We start from the raw sequence: 18,824 nt of genomic DNA on the forward strand, positions 1-18,824 counted from the left end.
CGCGGAGTTTCTTAATGGACGGCGACCGGTTGAATCGGTGCGGTCAGGCGCTTGTTGAAATCCAGCCAAACCCCCAACAACCCCATCAATCCTGCACCCACCAGCGCGGTGAAGATTTGCATGGCAAACGCATCGTCGGTCAGGGCATTGATCATGTCTGCCAGCGGCGCGAGCAGCACCCCGAGGCAGAACACTTCCAGCGAATAACGGCCCATGCGACTGCATTGCCGGGCCAGCCAGTTCTGCGTCCAGCCAGTGTCCGGCAACAGTTTCGCCGTGACATACGCCAGCGCCAGGAAGTGCAGCAGTCGCACCGGCGACAGGTCGGTCTTGCTGATCGGGTACAACAGATTGCTCAGGCTGGTCGGTACCATCGCATCATGCAGTTGCGGCCACCGCCACAATACGGTCAGTACACCGGCGACGCCTGCGTATAACGCCGCACTCACAAACAATGGCTGGCGCAGCAACGGGCGCCTGTCGGGCAAGCGTGGGCGCTGCGTGTGAATCGCAGCGGCACCGCCGAGTACGAACAACAGCTGCCAGGCGACGGGGTTGAAGTACCACACGCCGTCCTTGATGGCCGCCAGATTCCAGCCGAACAACGGCACCGTCAGGTACACCGCAAACGACATCGCCACCACCACCCATGGTTTGCGCACAAATATCGGCAGCACCAGCGGCAAACCGGCCAGTAGCACGATGTAGAGCGGCAATGGGTCCATCAGGTTCGGTTTGAAGCGCAACAGCAACTCATCGATCAAGGCTTGCTGCGGATTGCTGATGAAGTGGTGCATGCCCATCTCCTCCACCAGATCTCGGGTCTCCACATGGCTGTTGGCGAAGAACACGATGCCCATCAGCATCGCCAGCAGGAAAATATGCACCACATACAGCACCCAGGCGCGGCGCAGGATTTTCACGCAGGCAATCAGGTAACCGTCGCGGGCCAGGATCTTGCCGTAGGCCAGGACCGCCGCGTAACCGGCGAGAAATACGAAGACTTCGGCGGCATCGCTGAAGCCGACGTTACGCAGAGTGATTTGACCCAGCGGGTTGTGGGGCACGTGATCCCAGAAAATGAAGATCAGCGCCAGGCCTCGGAAAAAGTCGATCCGGTGATCGCGTTCAGTCGTCATGGCTGCGGGCTCTGGAACGGGGGTTGAAGTAGGAGCGCCGGCGACACAAAAGGTTGCGCGCTGTACATTGGCGGCGCGCAGGGTGCAGGGATTCGGCGGCAATTGCAAAGTGCGGATATTACGGAGTGTCTCTGTGCACTGCCGAGGCGACAACCGCCTGTCTAAAAGACACGCAGGTCGGCGATCTCTGACGACCGTCGAGGTTCAAAGCTTTATTGATTGAAGGCGGAATTCCCTTGAGGCGCCGGCATGCAGATCAGCGAATGGCTCGACAAAGAACTCACCGGCCGCCAAGTCTGGTTGTTGTTTCTTTTCGCGACGCTGGTGTACATCCTGCCGCTGATCCTCGCGGATTATCCCTACATCGATGACAACTGGCGTGCCCTGGCCGCGGGTACCGGCTGGGCGGAGGACGGCCGGCTGTTCGCGCAGTGGTTCTACAACCTGCTGACCTTCAGCGGCGCCGCGCCGAACATCTTCCCGCTGCCGCTGTTGATCGCCACGCTGGCGATGAGCTGGGCCCTGACCCGGCTGACGTTTCACTATTTCCCCGAACCGACGTTCGCCCATTGCCTGGTGGTGCTGCCGCTTTGGTACAACCCGTTCTTCCTGCAAAACCTGTCGTACCAATACGACGGACCGAGCATGGCGCTCAGCCTGGTGGCGGTGATCTACGCGATTACCTTCCAAAGCCCTTCTCGCGTTCAGCACCTGCTGATACCGGCCGCGCTGATCGCCTTGGCCATCGGGCTTTATCAGGTCAGCTTTAATGTGTTTCTCGGTCTGTGTTGTATGGAGTTGCTGCGGCGCACGGACGACCCATTGGCATGGCCTGCTTGGTGGCGATTGATCGGCTGCAAAGTTGTACAGGTGGGTCTGGCAGGGTTGATCTATTACGCCACCGCCTTTTCCTTCATGACTCAGAAGCGCACCTCATTGTTGAACGGGGCAGCGGCGCCGTTGCAGCAAATAGAAACCAGCGCGGGCTGGGTGCTGGAAAAAATCGTGCTGCTGTTCCATGGCGGCTTTGCCTGGGTATTCGCCGCGCTGTTGCTGTGCGCCCTGTTCGGTGCCGTGCGCGTGGGACAGCGCGTGCTGGAGCGTGCCGGTACTGGGCTGAACAAAACCGTGATCGGCCTGCTGTGCCTGTTGATCTTGCCCGTCCTGATGGTGCTGGTGCCGGGCGTCTCATTGTTTTTCCGCGACTTCAATGAAGGCGCCCGCACCTTGATGGGCTTTGCTGTCGTGCTCGTATTGCTGTTCTACCTGAGCCATCTGGCGCTGGCGTCGGTGCACGGAAAGCTGCCGCTGCTGTTGCTGGTTCCATTGTTGGCGATGCTTTCGCTTTCCTTCGCGTATGGACGGGGGCTGACGTTACAAAAAACCTTCGCGACGAATGCGCTGTACGCCTTGAGTGCCGACATTGCTTCGCGCCCGGCGTTGCGCGAAGCCAAGCGCATTTATATGTCGGTGACGTACTCCGATCACTGGCTGGTGGGGGCCGCCGGGTCGTTCAAGCAGATGCCGGTTTTGCATTACTTGTTGAACATCGATTTCTACATGCTCGCGGAAAATCTGCCGAAAACAGGTATCACTAATGTGGTCAGGGAAAAGGAACGGCGTAACGCGACGCTGGTGGGTTATCAGGGGTATCCACCGCTGGTGGACAGTCTGTTTTATCGGATTTATCTGCTGGGGGACTACGGCTTTATTGTCATGAAAGAACCCGCCCGGGTCCGCTCTCTCCAGTGGTGAACCCCGTGACCATTGGTCTGGAATGCCGCGCTACCTGTTAGTTCTTACAGTAGACGCGCACCCGTACTCGACTTTAGGTTTGAACCGCACCTGAAACAACGACAGTTCAAGGACCGAACATGAAAGCCTTATGGAAAGAGTTCTCCACGTATGCGGTTGTTGGCGTAGCCAATACGTTGATCCATTGGCAGATATTTTACGTACTCACCATCGCGGCCGATCTGAGTCAGGCTGCCAGTAATTTTTCGGCGTTTTGTGTGGCCGCGACGTTCTCATTCTATGTGCATGCGCTCTACACGTTTGAGGCCGGGGCGTCGGTACTTCGTTATCTGCTGTATGTGTTTTTCATGGGGGGCATGAGTTTCGTCGTCGGACATTACGCTGATGTCTGGAAAATCCACGGGCTGGTGACCGTAGGGTCGTTCTCGCTGTTGAGTCTGATCTGCGGGCTCTTTTTTTCGAGATTTGTCCTGTATGGCGAGCGCGAAGCGTGAACGGTTTTCAGCGCGCGGCGCACCCAATGAATCGACTCACCGTGCCGCCCCGACCGTTTGTTGTCGATCTGGATGGAACACTCCTAAGGTCCGATCTTCTGTTCGAAAGCGCCATGGCTTTTGTTCGTAGCAATCCCTGGCACTGCTTGAAACCTCTGGTTTGGCTATGTCGCGGCAAAGCGTTTTTGAAAGAACAGTTGGCCGAGGCGACGGATATCGACGTCACCTTGCTGCCCTTCGATCCTGAAGTGCTGGCCATGATCGAGGAGCAGCGCAAGCAAGGGCGGATAATTGTGTTGGCCACAGCCAGTCATCATTTACTGGCGATGCGTATCGCCGAGCACTTGAAGGTGTTTGATGACGTCCTGGCTACGAGCCTGGAGTGCAATCTATCGGGCACGCACAAGCGTGATTTGCTGGTCGCGTTGTACGGTGAGAGCGGTTTTGATTACGTTGGCAATGCTCTTGATGATCTGCCGATATGGCGTTCGGCAGAACGGGCCTATGTCGTCAATCCTCTGCCAGGCGTCGGGCTGGCCATCGAGAGTCTGGACAACGTCGTTGAAGTGGTTCGTTCAGGCGCGACGAATTTCAGGGATTGGTACAAGGCGATTCGCATTCATCAATGGGCGAAAAATGCCCTGATATTTGTACCGCTGCTGGCCGCGCATCAGATCAGCAATCCGCTCCTGCTCTTGCACAGTTTGTTGGCTTTCGTATTTTTCGGGTTATGCGCCTCCGGGGTGTATGTTCTGAATGACCTGCTGGACCTGGAGGATGATCGAAGACATCCGAGCAAACGCAATCGACCCTTTGCCAGTGGACGGTTGTCGATCAAGTCCGGCCTGGCCGCATTCCCCTGTTTATTGTTTATCTCTTTTGCTGGCGCCTGGTGGTGGCTGCCCCGGCAGTTTGCCGCCGTACTGGCCACTTACTACGTGTTGACGCTGATCTATTCGCTGGTGTTGAAACGGATCATGGCGTTGGATGTGATTGCTCTGGCCTTGCTTTATACCCTGCGGATCATTGCCGGCGGTGCGGCGCTCGAACTGGAGCTGACGGTCTGGATGCTGGCGTTTTCGATGTTCATGTTTTTGAGCCTGGCACTGGTCAAGCGTTATGCCGAACTCCAGGCGGCACTGCGTAATGGCATTACCGGGAAAACCGGTGGCCGTGATTACTATCCTGCCGACCTGGCGATGCTTTCCTCATTAGGGGCCGCGTCGGGATACCTGTCGGTGATGGTTCTTGCGTTGTACATCCATGACAACGCCACAATCGCGCTCTATGCCTTTCCGCGGATGATCTGGTTCGCCTGTCCATTGTTGCTGTTCTGGATCACCCGTATCTGGATGCTGACTCATCGCGGCAGGATGAACGACGACCCTGTGATCTTTGCGCTTAGGGATCGCCTGAGTCTGGCGATGGGCGCGATGTTTGGCCTGATTTTCTGGTTAGCGGCATGAAGCGCTGCTTTGGGCGTATGCGCGCTTGCTCGGCGGCGGTTTCCATTTTTACCGATGCCGGTTCGAACGATGAATGATCAATTGACCTCGTGGGGGCATTACCCTTCGGCACCGCAAACAGGCCATTCATGCGCATGGCGAAGTGATCTGGAACAACACCTGCAACGGTTGAACGATACCTACGGCACGACGTTGCCGTTTGGTAATGGTCGCAGTTACGGTGACAGCTGCCTGGCCAGCAGCGATCACGTGCTGCACCTGCGCTCCTTGAACCGTTTTGTCGAAGCGGACTGGCAAACAGGAGAGATTTGTGCCGAAGCGGGGGTCACGCTCGGTGAAATTTTGCAACTGTCGATCCCCCGTGGGTGGTTTCTGGACGTCACGCCGGGGACGCGCCATGTCACGCTCGGAGGCGCTCTGGCCAATGACGTTCATGGCAAGAATCATCACAGGCGCGGAACGTTTGCCTCCTCGGTGCTGAGCTTTGGCCTGCATCGTTCCGCGCAACCGCCCATGGTGTGCTCACCCGTGGAAAACCCGCAGTGGTTTGCCGCCACGATCGGCGGATTGGGCCTGACGGGCATCATCAGTTGGGTGAGCATCCGTCTGCGCAAAATCGAATCCAGTCTTATCGATACGATTCGGATGCGGTTTGATCATTTGGGCGAGTTTTTCGCGCTGTCCGCTGAACTGGATCCTGTGCACGAGTACAGCGTGGCCTGGATCGATTGCCTGGCAAAGGGACGCGAACAAGGGCGTGGTGTCTTTACCGTTGGCACGCATAGCGAACAGGGGCCGCTCCAAGTCGAGTCGTCCCGCTCGTTGCGAATCCCGATCAGGCCGCCATTGTCCCTGGTCAACCCGCTTTCTCTGAATATCTTCAATCGCAGTTATTGGCATCTGCAGCCGGCGGGGCGAGAACGCCAAACCACTCCGTATAGTTCGTTTTTCTATCCGCTGGATCGTATCGAGCGCTGGAATCGAGTCTACGGGCGCAAAGGTTTTCAGCAGTTTCAGTGCGTATTGCCTGAATCAGTTGCCGAAGTCGCCTTGGCTCAGTTGCTCAAATCCATTGCCGCCAGCGGCACGGGATCTTTTCTCGCGGTACTCAAGCGCTGTGGCGATTTTGTTTCGCCGGGGCTGCTTTCATTTCCGATGCCGGGGACGTCGCTGGCGCTGGATTTTCCACAGAACAGCGTGCTGACGAACACACTGCTGCCTCGTCTTGATGCCATCGTTCGGGAGGCGGGTGGCCGGCTCTATCCGGCCAAGGATGCGCACATGAGCGGCAGCGATTTTCGCCGGGCCTATCCGGCTTGGGAGCAGTTGGAGACGATGCGCGATCCAGCCCTCATTTCTCGCTTTTGGGAGCGAGTCACCCGATGAAAAAAATACTGATTGTGGGGGCTACTTCAGCCATCGCGACCGCTTGCGCGCGACTTTGGGCGGCAGACCACGGCGAGTTTTTTCTGGTCGCGCGCGATCCGCAAAAACTGCAGCATACCAGCGCCGACCTGTTGACTCGAGGCGCGAGGGGGGTGACGTCCTATTTGTTGGACGCCACCGACACTGCCGCGCATGCCGTCATGCTGGAATGCTGTCTGGATGCCTTGCAATCGATCGACATCTGCCTGATCGCTCACGGTACCTTGCCGGATCAATCCGCTTGCGAACAAAACGTCGAACTGGCACTGACGGAGTTTGCCAACAACGGCACTTCGGTGATTGCGCTATTGACGGTGTTGGCCAGGCAAATGGCCGTTCAGCGCAGCGGTACTCTGGCAGTTATTTCTTCCGTCGCGGGTGATCGAGGGCGTCCTTCCAACTACTTGTATGGTTCAGCCAAGGCGGCCGTCTCGACCTTTTGCGAAGGCTTGCGTGCACAGATGTTCAAGTTGGGTGTGCACGTGATGACCATCAAGCCCGGCTTTGTCGATACACCGATGACCCAGGGGCTGGCGTTGCCGACATTGCTGGTTGCGCAACCAGAGGTGGTCGCACAGCGCATTGTCGGGGGCATCGAGCGTCGGGTGTCGGTTCTGTATGTGCCGGGGTTCTGGGCCTGGGTCATGTGGCTGATTTGCCGATTGCCACAGCCATTGTTTAAGAGGTTGAACCTGTGAGCCAGGTGCTGTTCCTCTCCGGGTGGCGCTATCGGGTCTTGATCGGTTCGGTGGCCTTTTCGGCACTGGCTTACCTGGGCATTTCCCTTTGGGGCGGATGGCAGGCGGTGGGCGGTGCCGTGAGCCGAGTCGGGTGGCTCGGTGGGGCGCAGATTGCCGCACTCATCCTGATCAGCTATGGCCTGCGCTTCTTGCGTTGGCAGGTTTACCTGAATGCTCTGGGGCATCCTTTGCCGTGGCGACCTGGCCTGAAAATCTACCTCGCGGGGTTTGCCTTGACGACCACACCGGGCAAAGCCGGCGAAGCTCTGCGCGGGGTGTTGCTCAAGCGCTGGGACGTTCCTTACGGCAGCAGTTTCGCCGCGTTTGTCAGTGAGCGTCTTTCGGACCTGATGGCCATGGTGTTATTGGCCTTGCTGGGTCTTAGCCGCTATCCCGAGTGGCTTTCGATGATTGTCGCCTGTCTGGTGATGGTGACCTGCGGTTTGTTGCTCGTCTCTCGACAACAACTGATTGACGCTGTTGAACGGCGTATTTCCCGGGGACGCGGATGGATGTTTCGGCTGTTGCACAACGTTATTTACGTGCTGCGCCAATCCCAACGTTGCCACAGCCCTCAGCGTTTGATTGGCACAGTGGTGTTGAGCCTGTCGGCCTGGAGCCTCGAAGCGCTGGCGTTTTACTGGATATTGAATGCGATGGGCGTCGATGTTCCGCTGACGTTCGCGATGTTCGTTTATGCGGTTTCGATGCTGGCTGGCGCCTTGAGTTTTATGCCGGGCGGGCTTGGCAGTGCCGAAGCGGTGATGGTGACGTTGTTGGTGTCCAGTGATGTCGCGGTGGCTGATGCGATTGCGGCGACTGTTTTGCTGCGGTTGGCGACGTTGTGGTTTGCGGTGGGGTTGGGGAGTGTGGTGTTAATCAATATCAACAATAACAATAGGCGCCTATCGGATGAAGCTTAGATTGAACAGGGAAAGTTTGACGGTTTACATGATTTTGGTAGTGGCCATTATTTTTGGTGGTTACTTACGATTGCGTAATATTACGGTTGATGCTCTGTGGCTTGATGAGGTTTTCAGTGTTGCCACCAGTCATCCCGATAACAGTTTTCTTGAGGTCTATCAACGATCACTGGTGGACGTGCATCCACCTTTTTATCAGTTGTTTTTATGGTTTTTTTACAAGTTGTTTGGTTTTGGCGAGATGGTTGGAAGGTACCTGTCGGTTATTTTCGGGATCCTGTTGATCCCGGTTGCATTCCTTCTTGGAAGGCAAATGTTCAATTGTCGAGTAGGGTTGATTGCTGCCTGGCTTGTGGCAGTTAATTTCTATTTGATTACGTATTCTCAAGAGACACGCTCTTACGAATTGTTGGCTTTATTGACCACAGTTTCGTTCGTCACTTTCATCAAGGCGATTGGAGGCCTTGATGGACGTCACGTCGCTATTTATGCGCTATCGGCGGCACTGCTTGTCAATACGCACTATTTCGGATTTTTGGTGGTGACCGCCCAAGCGTTATTGGTGTTGTCAAGATGGGTTGAGACGTCATTCGATAAAAGGCTTTTGTATCGCTTTGGCTTGGCAGGTTTGTTTATATTGCTGAGCATCGCACCGCATGTTTCGTATGTTTATTTAAATTTTCACCGTCAGGGATTTTGGGTCCCACCACCCAATAACCGGTTTTTTATCGATCTCTTCAACCTGTATTTTGGAAGTTTACCTTTGTCTGTGATGTGTGCCGCGCTGTTAATGATAGGCAGTGTGTGCCTGATGAAGGCAGAACGACACCGTGAAGTACTTCGACTAATTATTTTCTGGCTCGTGACGTGTACCGTCATTCCTTATGTGCGTTCCCTTTATGTTCAACCTGTTTTGACCATGCGAAGCTTGATAATCTTGCTGCCGGCGCTATTGATAGTGCTCGCGTTTGCCATCAGTCTTTTTAAAGATCAATGGGCTCAGGTGGCAGTTGGAGTTGTCGTGTTATGTTTTTCGATGACGCCGTTGTATACCCATGAGAGACCCATATTTACGCTTGAAAATCAGTTAAAGCCCGTCAGTCAAATGCGTGATCTGGTTAAGGATGTGATCGAACAGCAGATCCGTGAGCCACTCTATGCAAGCCAGTTTATAGAGTTTGATCAGTACTTCAGATTATTAGGCTCGTCAACAACAGTCAGAAGTTTCAAGCAGCTGGAAAGCGACTTGCTGTCGCCAGATCGTCCGGCCGTGTTTTATTTTCTCGGAACGCGTGAGGTACAACTTCCTGGCGAAAGGTTTATGAAGGAATACTGCGTTGATTTACTGAAGGAAACAAAAAAAGGTGATTCGGTCATACTTGAATTTCGGTCCAATCCTCCTTGTCTATGAAAAAGTAGGGAGAAGCTGACAGCCGCTTTAGCGACGCGGCTGACAGCGTGTGATTTACGCAGCAACCACCTCATTAGGCTCAAAACTGTCCGCCCGCGCCATCTGCCACATCCGCGAGTAAAACTCGCCATTCACCTCACCGGTGAGCAATTCCCCCGGCTTCAAGAACACATGCAACTGCGAGAACAACTTGATCTCGGTCGCCGACATGCGCCGTACCAGATGCTTGGCCGACAGTTGTGACGGATGATCGAGGCCGGCCGCCGCGAGCATTTCCGCCAGGGCCTTGAGTGTGTTGCGGTGGAAGTTGTAGACCCGCTGGGCTTTGTCCGGAACCACCAGCGCACGCTGGCGCAGGGTGTCTTGAGTGGCGACGCCGGTCGGGCATTTGTTGGTGTGGCAGCTTTGCGACTGGATGCAGCCGATGGCGAACATGAAGCCACGCGCCGAGTTGGCCCAGTCGGCACCGATGGCCAGGACGCTGGCGATGTCGAAGGCACTGACGATCTTGCCGCTGGCACCGAGTTTGATTTTGTCCCGCAGGTTCAGGCCCACCAGCGTGTTGTGCACGAACAGCAGGCCTTCGCGCATCGGCACGCCGATGTGGTCTGTGAACTCTACGGGCGCGGCGCCGGTGCCGCCTTCTTTGCCGTCGACCACGATGAAGTCCGGAAGGATGCCGGTTTCCAGCATGGCCTTGGCGATGCCCATGAATTCCCACGGGTGACCGAGGCAGAACTTGAAGCCCACCGGTTTGCCGCCGGACAATTCACGCAACTGCTGGATGAAGTGCATCAGTTCGATCGGCGTGGAAAACGCACTGTGCCGCGACGGCGAGATGCAATCTTCGCCCATCAGGATGCCGCGGGTTTCGGCGATTTCCTTGGTGACTTTGTGCTTGGGCAGGATGCCGCCATGCCCGGGTTTGGCCCCTTGCGACATCTTGATTTCGATCATCCGCACTTGCGGCGTTTGCGCCTGGGCGGCGAAGCGTTCCGGGTCGAAGCGGCCATCGGCAGTGCGACAGCCGAAGTAGCCGCTGCCCAGTTCCCAGGTCAGGTCGCCGCCGTTTTCCCGGTGATACGCACTGATGCTGCCTTCGCCGGTGTCATGGGCGAAGTTGCCGAGTTTGGCGCCCTGATTCAACGCGCGAATGGCGTTGGCACTGAGCGAGCCGAAACTCATGGCCGAGATGTTGAACACCGAGGCCGAGTACGGCTGGGTGCACTGTGGGCCACCGACGATGACGCGGAAATTGCTCGGATCGCTCAACGGCGCAGGGCGCATCGAGTGGCCGATGAATTCGAAACCCGATTGGTACACATCGATCAGCGTGCCGAAGGGTTTGTCAGCGCTTTCATTCTTGGCCCGGGAATAGACCAGCGAGCGCTGGGCCCGGGAGAAGGGCAGGGCGTCGCTGTCGGATTCGAGCAGGTACTGGCGGATCTCCGGGCGAATGCCCTCCACCAGATAGCGAATATTGCCCAGGATCGGGTAGTTGCGCCGCACCGCGTGAGGGCTTTGCAGCAGATCGAACAGGCCCACCAGACTCAGGACGCCCGTCACGGCGGTGATTGGCCAGAGCCAGTCGTGTTCCAGGAAGGGCAAGCTGGCGAGGGTGAAAATCACACAGGCAGCAAAGAAGGCGTAGCGGCTCAGGAGTGACAGGCTCATACGGGTTCCTTGGTTCGGACTCAATAATTTCAACGCAGCAGGTGCATGGATACACACAGATCCCTGTGGGAGTGAGCCTGCTCGCGATTACGGTGGTTCAGTCGACATCAATGCTGAATGAAAGACCGCAATCGCGAGCAGGCTCGCTCCCACAGTAAAAAGCACTCCGCGTTGCAATCAGGCATTTTGCGCCTGGAGAAATATCGAAAACAGCTCGGACTGGGATTTGATCCCCAGCTTGCTGTACATGTGTTTCTTGTGGACTTTCACGGTTTCAACAGAGATTTCCAGCTTACGGGCGATTTCTTTACTGGAGCAACCGCTGAGCATCAAGCGCCCGACATCCAGTTCCCGGGCGGTCAGTTGCGCGCCCTTGAGTTGTTGCACCGAGGCTTCCAGCTGCACGCGCCAATCGCCCTGGATCGGTGCTGGCGCGAGGGCCACGGCCTCGTTGATTTCGTAGGGCAGGCGCTGGCGCAACAGGCCGAGCACCCAAGGCTGGATCAGCGACAGCAAGGCAATCTGCTGGCCGCTGAAACGCTGCTTGCTGCCCAATGACAGGCACAGCGTGCGGTCCCCTTCGAGTTGGCAATTGAACTGGATTTCGTCGGCCACCACATTCAGACGAAAGTATCGTTGGTAATACTCGGTCAGCTCGAAGTGCTCCGGCGCCACTTCCGACAGGCGATAGAGGCCGGTGCGCGATTGCTCGCGGCAGGCGATGTAGAACGGATCAAGCAGATAGAGCCCGCGCAGGTAATCCTGAAACAGCTGATCAGGGCTGCCGTCCTCGCCCGGGCATTCGGCGAACACCTGCGGGTGCTGGTCCGCGCTGAAAAGCAGCGCCACCCAGCTGTCGAAGGTCACGTACTGATCCAGCAGGCGCACCAGCTGCGTCCAGAAGTTGGGCTTGTCGAGGGCGTCGATCAGTTGCCCGACCGAGCGGTGCCACGCGATGTCGTCTAACGAAAGTGTCATGCCTCTACCCCTATCGGGTTACCCCAGCGGCGTGATTCCCCGCCCGGTGGCTTGCTGCGCATACTGGCGCACAGACACAGACCGGGCAATCTTTCTGCCGCTCGGCCCAAAACAAGGAATACCCATGAAAGTCGAACTCGCCCAGTTGGCGGGCCGTGACAACGGCACAGCGTACAACCTCGAACGCGCCTTGGCGGCCATCGCTGCCTGCCACGCGGATACGCAACTGATCGTCTTCCCGGAAACCCACCTGATGGGCTTTCCGACTGCCGACACCGTGGCCCAGACCGCCGAACCGCTGGACGGGCCGACGGTCAGCGCCGTCGTGGCGGCTGCCCGCGAACGCAACATCGCCGTGGTGATCGGCATGGCCGAGAACGACAACGGCCGCTTCTACAACACCACGCTGCTGATTACCCCCGAAGGCATCGCCCTGAAATACCGCAAGACGCACCTGTGGGCGTCGGATCGCGGCGTGTTCGAGGCGGGCGACCGTTACGCCACTTGCGAGTGGAACGGCGTGCGGGTCGGTCTGCTGATCTGCTACGACATCGAATTCCCGGAAACTGCCCGCGCCCTGGCACAACTGGGCGCCGAATTACTGATCGTCACCAACGGCAACATGGACCCTTACGGCCCCACTCATCGCACCGCGATCATGGCCCGGGCCCAGGAAAACCAGGCCTTTGCGCTGATGGTCAATCGGGTCAAAGAGAGTGATGACGGATTGGTGTTTGCCGGTGGCAGTGCGCTGGTGGATCCGCTCGGCACCTTGTTGTTCGAGGCCGGACGCGATGAAGGGCAGTTTGCGGTTGAGCTGGATTTCAGCCGGCTGGAGGCGGCACGCAAGGATTACCGGTATCTGGATGACCAGCGGCTGAAGTTGCCGGGTGAGATTGTCGAGCAGGCTTCTGGTGTGCGGGAGTTGCTGATTCCTTCGCGCTGATCCGGATGTTGCATTGCTCCGAGTGGCCCTTTCGCGAGCAGGCTCGCTCCCACATTGAGTTTGTGTCCACTGCAGATCCCCTGTGGGAGCGAGCCTGCTCGCGAAGAGGTCCTGACAGACAACACACCTGTTTGACCGATCACCCAAAACAACAACGAAACACCCGAAATTTAGCGCCGAACTCGGCTCTGCCATAAATCTAATAAATTCGGAGTAGTCGCTCATGGCTCGTTTGCAACGCACCCTGTCATTGGGTTCGGTGGTGCTGTTCGGCATCGCCTACATGACGCCGATCATTGTGCTCGGCACCTTTGGCATCCTCGCTCAATCCACCGCCGGCATGGTCCCGGCCGCGTATCTGGCGGCGTTGGTGGCGATGTTTTTCACCGCGATGAGCTACGGCCGAATGGCCTCGGCATTCCCCGTCGCCGGTTCCGCCTACAGTTATGTACGCAAGGCCATCAGCCCGAAGCTGGGGTTCATCGCCGGTTGGGCGGTGCTGCTCGACTATCTGTTCCTGCCGATGGCGATCTGGCTGATCGGTGCGGCCTACCTCAATTCCGCGTTCCCGGCCGTGCCGCAGTGGATCTGGGTGCTGGCATTCATCGGCATCACCAGCGCGATCAACATCGTCGGCCTGAAACTGGCCAACGGCATCAATGCCTTGCTGATGCTGGTGCAGTTCCTGGTGCTGATCGCCTTCGTCGCGCTGTGCATCCACTACGTCGGGGGCGATGCGAGCACGCCGTTGTGGTCGATCAAGCCGTTCTTCAACGGCGACATGCAGATGCCGCTGATCATGAGTGGCGCGGCCATCGCTTGTTACTCGTTCCTCGGGTTCGACGCGGTCAGCACCCTGACCGAAGAAACCCGCGACCCACGCCGCACCATCCCGCGGGCGATCATGTTGATTACCCTGATCGGCGGCCTGATCTTCGTCAGCGTCTCGTACTTCGTGCAGATCGCCCATCCCTCGTTCCAGTTCGACAGCGTCGACTCGGCCGCTTATGAAATCGCCCGCAACATCGGTGGCGACCTGTTCGTGACGATCTTCCTGATCGGCCTGATCGTCGGCCAGTTCGCCTCGGGCCTGTCGGCTCAGGCCAGTGGTTCGCGTCTGTTGTTCGCCATGGGCCGCGACGGCGTGCTGCCTAAATCATTTTTCGGCAGCTTGCATGAGCGCTTTGGCACACCGGTCAACAGCATCCTGTTGTGCGCCGTGGTCGCGTTGCTGGCGCTGAAACTGGACGTCACCACCTCGACTTCGTTCATCAACTTCGGCGCGTTCCTGGCGTTCAGTCTGGTGAATTTGTCGGTGATCTTTCATTACTGGATAGGAGGGGAAAAGAAAGGGCTGCGCGAGTTCGTGCTGTTCCTGTTATTCCCGTTCATTGGCCTGGCGGCAGATTTGTGGCTGATGGTCAGCCTCGATCACCTGGCGATCTACCTGGGCCTGAGCTGGCTGGCGATTGGCGTGGTGTACCTGGCGGTGCTGACCGGTGGCTTCCGCCGCCAGCCACCGGAGATGGATTTCCAGGAAGCCACCTGACCTCGGACGCTGCACCCCCCCCTGTAGGAGTGAGCCTGCTCGCGATAGGGCCATGTCAGTCAACATCAAGGGCGACTGACATACCGCCATTGCGAGCAGGCTCACTCCTGCATTTATTACGGTGTTCAGGTGGCTGAGTGTGTCTGGTGCACGGGCAGTTCGACTCGGAACGTGCTGCCCACGCCCACTTCACTGCGCACCGAAATATCCCCCCGGTGCTTCTTGACGATGCCATAGGACAAGGACAACCCAAGCCCTGTCCCCTGGCCCACCGGTTTGGTGGTGAAGAACGGATCAAAGATTTTCTGCAGGCTGTCCGGCGCAATACCGGAGCCGGTGTCGGCCACCTCAATCCACACCCGTTCACCCTCAAACCCGGTGCGCAGGGTGATGGTGCCCCGCTGTGGGCCCATCGCCTGGGACGCGTTGACGATCAGGTTCATGATCACTTGGTTGATTTGCGATGGCAGGCACTCGATGTCGGGCAATGGCTGATACTCCTTCAGCACGTCGGCCTTGTACTTGAGTTCATTGGCGACGATGTTCAAGGTCGATTCGATGCCCTGTTGCAGATTGGTCCACTGCCATTCCTGATTGGAATCCACCCGGGAGAAGTCCTTCAGGTCCTTGACGATCTGCCCCACTCGGTTGATGCCCTCCTTGGATTCCTTGATCAGCAACGGAATGTCCTCGCGCAGAAATTCCAGCTCGATGCGTTCCCGTAACTGCCCAAGCCGCTCGATCACCTCATTTGAAGCAATCGCCTCTTCGGCCTCGCGATAGGCGTCGAGCATGTCTTGCAGTTGCTTGAAGTAGCCATCAAGACTGCCAAGGTTGGAAGAAATGAAGCCGATGGGGTTGTTGATTTCATGGGCAACGCCGGCCGCCAATTGCCCCAGGGACGCGAGTTTTTCCGATTGCACCAGTTGCGATTCAAGCTGTTTGCGCTCGTCGATTTCCCGCTGCAACGCCTCGCTGGCCTGTTTGAACTGCGTGGTGCGCTGGTCCACCAGATGCTCCAGATGGCTCATCTGCACGGAGGCGCGTTCGGTCATCTCCCATTTGGTCAGCAGGGTGTTGGCCATCTGCTGGACTTCGATGTTGTCGAACGGTTTTTTCAGGATCAGCAACCGATCATGGGCTTGCAGTCGGTCCAACAGCTCATCCCAGGAATAGTCGGAATACGCGGTACACACCACCACTTGCAGGTGCGGATCTTCCTGCCACAGATGTTCGATGGTTTGCGCGCCGTCCCAGCCTTCAGGCATGCGCATGTCGACGAACGCGAGGGCGTAGGGCCGGCTTTCCTGCAAGGCCTGAGTGAGTTTGCCCAGGCCTTCCTGGCCGCCATACGCCGAATCCAGTTCGAACAGGGCCGTGGTGGTTTTGATTTCACGGCCAAACAGCGTGGCTTCCATCTCGTCCAGTTCCAGGTGCTCCACCGGAACCGGGGTGAGGATCTTGCGAAAGCCGTCATGAATCGACGGTGTGTCGTCGATCAACAGAATGCGTCGGTTCGAATGCTCACTCATGCCTCCTCCGGGACGGTTTTCAGCGGAATCTGCAAGGTGAACTGCGCGCCCTTGCCGGGCCCGTCACTGTGGGCGCTGAGATGGCCGTTCATTTCTATCGCCGCGAGTGCGCAGCTGTGCAGACCAAAACCGTGGCCTTCCTTGCGGGTGGTAAAACCGTGGGCAAAGATGCGCGTCATGTTCTCCGGCGCGATGCCTTCGCCATCATCCTTGACGCTGATTTGCAGGGTGGAGTCTTCGACGATTTTCACCCCCAGGGTCATTTGTCGCGGACGATTGCTGAGGTCGGACATGGCGTATTTGGCATTGCTGATGAGGTTGATCAGGATCAGCAGCAACCGGTGTTTGTCGCCCATGACCTGCGGCACCTCGTTGTACTCCTTGACCACGGTGACGTGGTGCCGGGTCAGGGCACCGGAGTTCATGCGCAGGGCGTCTTCCAGCAGTTCACTGATGTGCAGCGGTTCCATCAGGCTGTTGGCGCCGGCGTAGGACTGCTGGGTGGCAACGATGTCCTTGATGTGGTCGACGCTTTTGGTCAGTTGGGCGAGTTCGTCGGTCATGCTTTGTTGTTCGAGCGCGATGGCGTCGACCAGTTGATTCAGATAGCCGGGCAGCAATTTGCCTTTCGCGTCCTGGGTCAGAAAGGCCCCGAGGTCGCCTTGATGCTCGTTAATCAGCTGCATCGCTTTGCCCAGCCCCTGGGCCTTGCTGCTGCGCAGTTTGCGGCTGACCAGGTCGGCGGAGATGTTCACGCTGTTGAGTACGTTGCCGACGTTGTGCAACACATTGGTGGCGATTTCCGCCATGCCGGCCTGGCGCGCGGTGTCCAGCAGTTCGCTCTGGGTATCCTTGAGTTCGCGGGTGCGTTCTTCGACCCGTTTTTCGAGGTCATCATTGGCGGTTTTCAGGGCCTTGTTGACGCGATTGATCACGGTGAAACTGCGCATCAAGTGAATCGCCAGGTACACCAGCAACAGCACCAGCAGCACCGAAAACACCAGCATGTAAAAGTGATAACGCTGGTCGACCGCATCGGTGCGCTGCTGATCGTTGTTCAGCAGATCGGTGATGCCGTCCAGCCGCTCGGCCACGGGAATCGCCTCGATGTTTTCCAGCAAGCGGTTGACCACCGGTTGCTCACGCAGAATGAGCTCAATATGGTTATTGAGCACATCCAGCGGACTGTGGAACTCCTCCGGCAGTCGCAGTTTGTTCACTTTCAGTTTGCTCAATCCCACCAGGATTTCGGCGGCCTTGTCGTCAGAGGTAACCATGGCGAACTCCATGGTGCTGAGTACCAGGTCATAGGTGTCGTTGGCGATGTTCTGCAGTTGCAGTTTGTCGCCGTCCTGCAACTGGGCGAGGGGTTCCTGAATGTCGTCTTCGGCGGTCGGCAGAAACGCCAGTGAGTTGCGCAACACAGCATTGTGAGACTTGAACTGCTCAACCAGCCGGATCTTTTCCTCGAAGGCGCTCAGGTACGCATCATGGCTGGTCAACCAGACGGGCGAGGTGTTGCGGCTGTGATTCGACGACATTGTGTCGAACCGTTCCCACAGGAGCGTCATCTCGGTCAGCGGTGTGACCAGCGGATCGTAGTTGTGGTTGATCGCAATCCTGGCCTTGAGGATTTCCGTTTCCCACTGCGCATTCAGCTGTTTCATCCGGGAAATCAGATCCCGGGATTCGGTGTAGGTCGACGTCTGATTGGAGTTGGATTTGAGGTACAGAAACAGCAGTGTCGAGGCCAGTATCAGGGCCATGATACCGAGGAGTGCCACACTGCGTCGGCGGGATATTTTCATAATGGTTTGCCCTCCCATTCACCGGTCAGGGTCTTGAGGAATTTGATGATCAGCACCTTGTCCTCGACAGAGGGGATGCGTCCCAGTTGAAATGAGAACATCACCTCCACGGCGTCTTCTAGGGTTTTGGCCGAGCCGTCGTGAAAGTACGGCGCGGTCACGGCGACGTTCCTCAGGCTCGGGACCTTGAACACGTAGCGGTCCTCTTCGTCCTTGGTCAGCAGGTAGCGGCCCAGGTCGGTGTCGGTCGGGTTGCCTCGTGTCTTGAAGTAATCGCCCATTACCCCGAATTTCTGGAACATGTTGCCGCCGATATTGATTCCCTGATGGCAGGCGATACAGCCGTAATCCTTGAAGCGTTGGTAACCGTATTTCTCCTCGCGGGTGAGAATGTCGGTGTCGCCCAGCAGGTATTGGTCGAAACGCGAGTTGGCACTGATCAACGTGCGCTCGTAGGTTGCCAGGGCGTTTTGCACATTGATCATGGTCACGCCATCCGGGTAGGCGTTGCCGAACGCGGTTCGATAAGCGGCGTCGGCGGACAGCGTCTGCACCACGTATTCCCAGTTGCTGCCCATCTCACTGGGGCTTTGCACCACGGCGTGGACCTGGGTTTCCAGGGTGTCGGCGCGGCCGTTCCAGAATTGCCGGAAGTTCAGGCTGGCGTTAAACACGCTCGGAGTATTGACTGCCACTGGCTGGCCGTTGAAACCGATGGAAAACGCCTTGTTATCGGCGCCACCGCTTTCCAGGCGATGGCAACTGGCACACGAGAGGCTGCCGTTGACCGATAAACGTGGCTCGTTGAACAACTGGCGACCGAGTTCGACACGCAGAGGGTTTTGCTGCGGCACGGCCGGCAGCGGTTTGAGCGGTTCGTCCAGTGGCGCGCCGCTGGCCGTCAGACAGACTCCGAGCAGAGGCATCAAGAGCAAGCGGTAGAGAAATGGCGACATCCTGTAATTCCTTGGCGGATAGCCCGTG

15 protein-coding genes are annotated in these 18,824 nt (G+C 57.5%); 9 read left to right on the forward strand and 6 right to left on the reverse strand.

What is annotated here, in order from left to right; genetic code table 11:
* Positions 1 to 11 precede the first annotated feature (11 nt).
* Positions 12 to 1,139 carry an OpgC family protein gene (locus BLU63_RS16855; protein ID WP_010457751.1) on the reverse strand — a complete coding sequence of 376 codons (1,128 nt, stop codon included), beginning with the start codon at positions 1,137 to 1,139 and terminating at the stop codon, positions 12 to 14.
* Positions 1,140 to 1,388: 249 nt separating this feature from the next.
* Here BLU63_RS16855 and BLU63_RS16860 point away from each other — a divergent pair, with 249 nt between their 5' ends.
* The 7 genes from BLU63_RS16860 (at position 1,389) to BLU63_RS16890 (ending at position 9,353) form a co-directional block, all read left to right on the forward strand.
* Positions 1,389 to 2,894 (forward strand): glucosyltransferase domain-containing protein, encoded by a 1,506-nt coding sequence (locus tag BLU63_RS16860; RefSeq protein WP_083375831.1) that lies wholly within the window; start codon positions 1,389 to 1,391, stop codon positions 2,892 to 2,894.
* A gap of 119 nt (positions 2,895 to 3,013) precedes the next feature.
* The gene (locus tag BLU63_RS16865) at positions 3,014 to 3,388 is read left to right on the forward strand and encodes a GtrA family protein (protein ID WP_083375832.1); all 375 of its coding nucleotides are present in this window, start codon (positions 3,014 to 3,016) and stop codon (positions 3,386 to 3,388) included.
* A gap of 26 nt (positions 3,389 to 3,414) precedes the next feature.
* Positions 3,415 to 4,854 (forward strand): UbiA family prenyltransferase, encoded by a 1,440-nt coding sequence (locus BLU63_RS16870; protein ID WP_083377271.1) that lies wholly within the window; start codon positions 3,415 to 3,417, stop codon positions 4,852 to 4,854.
* Positions 4,855 to 4,923: 69 nt separating this feature from the next.
* A complete protein-coding gene (locus tag BLU63_RS16875) occupies positions 4,924 to 6,240 on the forward strand; it encodes an FAD-binding oxidoreductase (protein WP_077749816.1) in 1,317 nt (438 codons plus the stop codon).
* Complete coding sequence (locus tag BLU63_RS16880; RefSeq protein WP_083375833.1) at positions 6,237 to 6,977, forward strand: SDR family oxidoreductase; 741 nt, start codon at positions 6,237 to 6,239, stop codon at positions 6,975 to 6,977. Before BLU63_RS16875 ends, BLU63_RS16880 begins: the two co-directional genes overlap by 4 nt.
* The gene (locus BLU63_RS16885) at positions 6,974 to 7,942 is read left to right on the forward strand and encodes a lysylphosphatidylglycerol synthase transmembrane domain-containing protein (RefSeq protein ID WP_077749818.1); all 969 of its coding nucleotides are present in this window, start codon (positions 6,974 to 6,976) and stop codon (positions 7,940 to 7,942) included. Before BLU63_RS16880 ends, BLU63_RS16885 begins: the two co-directional genes overlap by 4 nt.
* Entirely contained in the window at positions 7,932 to 9,353 is a 1,422-nt protein-coding gene (locus tag BLU63_RS16890; protein WP_077749819.1) for a glycosyltransferase family 39 protein, read from the forward strand. Before BLU63_RS16885 ends, BLU63_RS16890 begins: the two co-directional genes overlap by 11 nt.
* Before the next feature lie 54 nt (positions 9,354 to 9,407).
* Here the strand turns inward: BLU63_RS16890 and BLU63_RS16895 are convergent, their stop codons facing one another.
* On the reverse strand, positions 9,408 to 11,027 hold the full coding sequence (locus BLU63_RS16895) for an FMN-binding glutamate synthase family protein (protein ID WP_083375834.1): 1,620 nt from the start codon (positions 11,025 to 11,027) through the stop codon (positions 9,408 to 9,410).
* 177 nt (positions 11,028 to 11,204) lie between these two features.
* Positions 11,205 to 12,005, reverse strand: coding sequence for a helix-turn-helix transcriptional regulator (locus BLU63_RS16900; RefSeq protein WP_010457744.1), 801 nt, complete (start codon positions 12,003 to 12,005; stop codon positions 11,205 to 11,207).
* A 124-nt stretch (positions 12,006 to 12,129) separates the two neighbouring features.
* On the opposite strand from BLU63_RS16900, the gene BLU63_RS16905 reads away from it, so the two are divergent.
* Together BLU63_RS16905 and BLU63_RS16910 are read left to right on the forward strand one after the other, a co-directional pair.
* Positions 12,130 to 12,951, forward strand: a complete 822-nt coding sequence (locus BLU63_RS16905) for a carbon-nitrogen hydrolase family protein (RefSeq protein ID WP_077749821.1) — start codon at positions 12,130 to 12,132, stop codon at positions 12,949 to 12,951.
* A 223-nt stretch (positions 12,952 to 13,174) separates the two neighbouring features.
* Positions 13,175 to 14,500, forward strand: a complete 1,326-nt coding sequence (locus tag BLU63_RS16910) for an APC family permease (protein WP_077749822.1) — start codon at positions 13,175 to 13,177, stop codon at positions 14,498 to 14,500.
* A 125-nt stretch (positions 14,501 to 14,625) separates the two neighbouring features.
* Here the strand turns inward: BLU63_RS16910 and BLU63_RS16915 are convergent, their stop codons facing one another.
* The 3 genes from BLU63_RS16915 to BLU63_RS16925 are packed head-to-tail and all read right to left on the reverse strand — an operon-like array spanning position 14,626 to position 18,796.
* Complete coding sequence (locus BLU63_RS16915; protein ID WP_083375835.1) at positions 14,626 to 16,032, reverse strand: ATP-binding protein; 1,407 nt, start codon at positions 16,030 to 16,032, stop codon at positions 14,626 to 14,628.
* On the reverse strand, positions 16,029 to 17,840 hold the full coding sequence (locus BLU63_RS16920) for a DAHL domain-containing protein (RefSeq protein WP_010457736.1): 1,812 nt from the start codon (positions 17,838 to 17,840) through the stop codon (positions 16,029 to 16,031). Before BLU63_RS16920 ends, BLU63_RS16915 begins: the two co-directional genes overlap by 4 nt.
* Positions 17,837 to 18,796, reverse strand: coding sequence for a cytochrome-c peroxidase (locus BLU63_RS16925; RefSeq protein WP_010457733.1), 960 nt, complete (start codon positions 18,794 to 18,796; stop codon positions 17,837 to 17,839). The genes BLU63_RS16920 and BLU63_RS16925 overlap by 4 nt, the downstream gene beginning before the upstream one ends.
* Positions 18,797 to 18,824: the final 28 nt, after the last annotated feature.

This window comes from Pseudomonas mandelii, from assembly GCF_900106065.1.
GTDB classification, from domain to species: domain Bacteria; phylum Pseudomonadota; class Gammaproteobacteria; order Pseudomonadales; family Pseudomonadaceae; genus Aquipseudomonas; species Aquipseudomonas mandelii.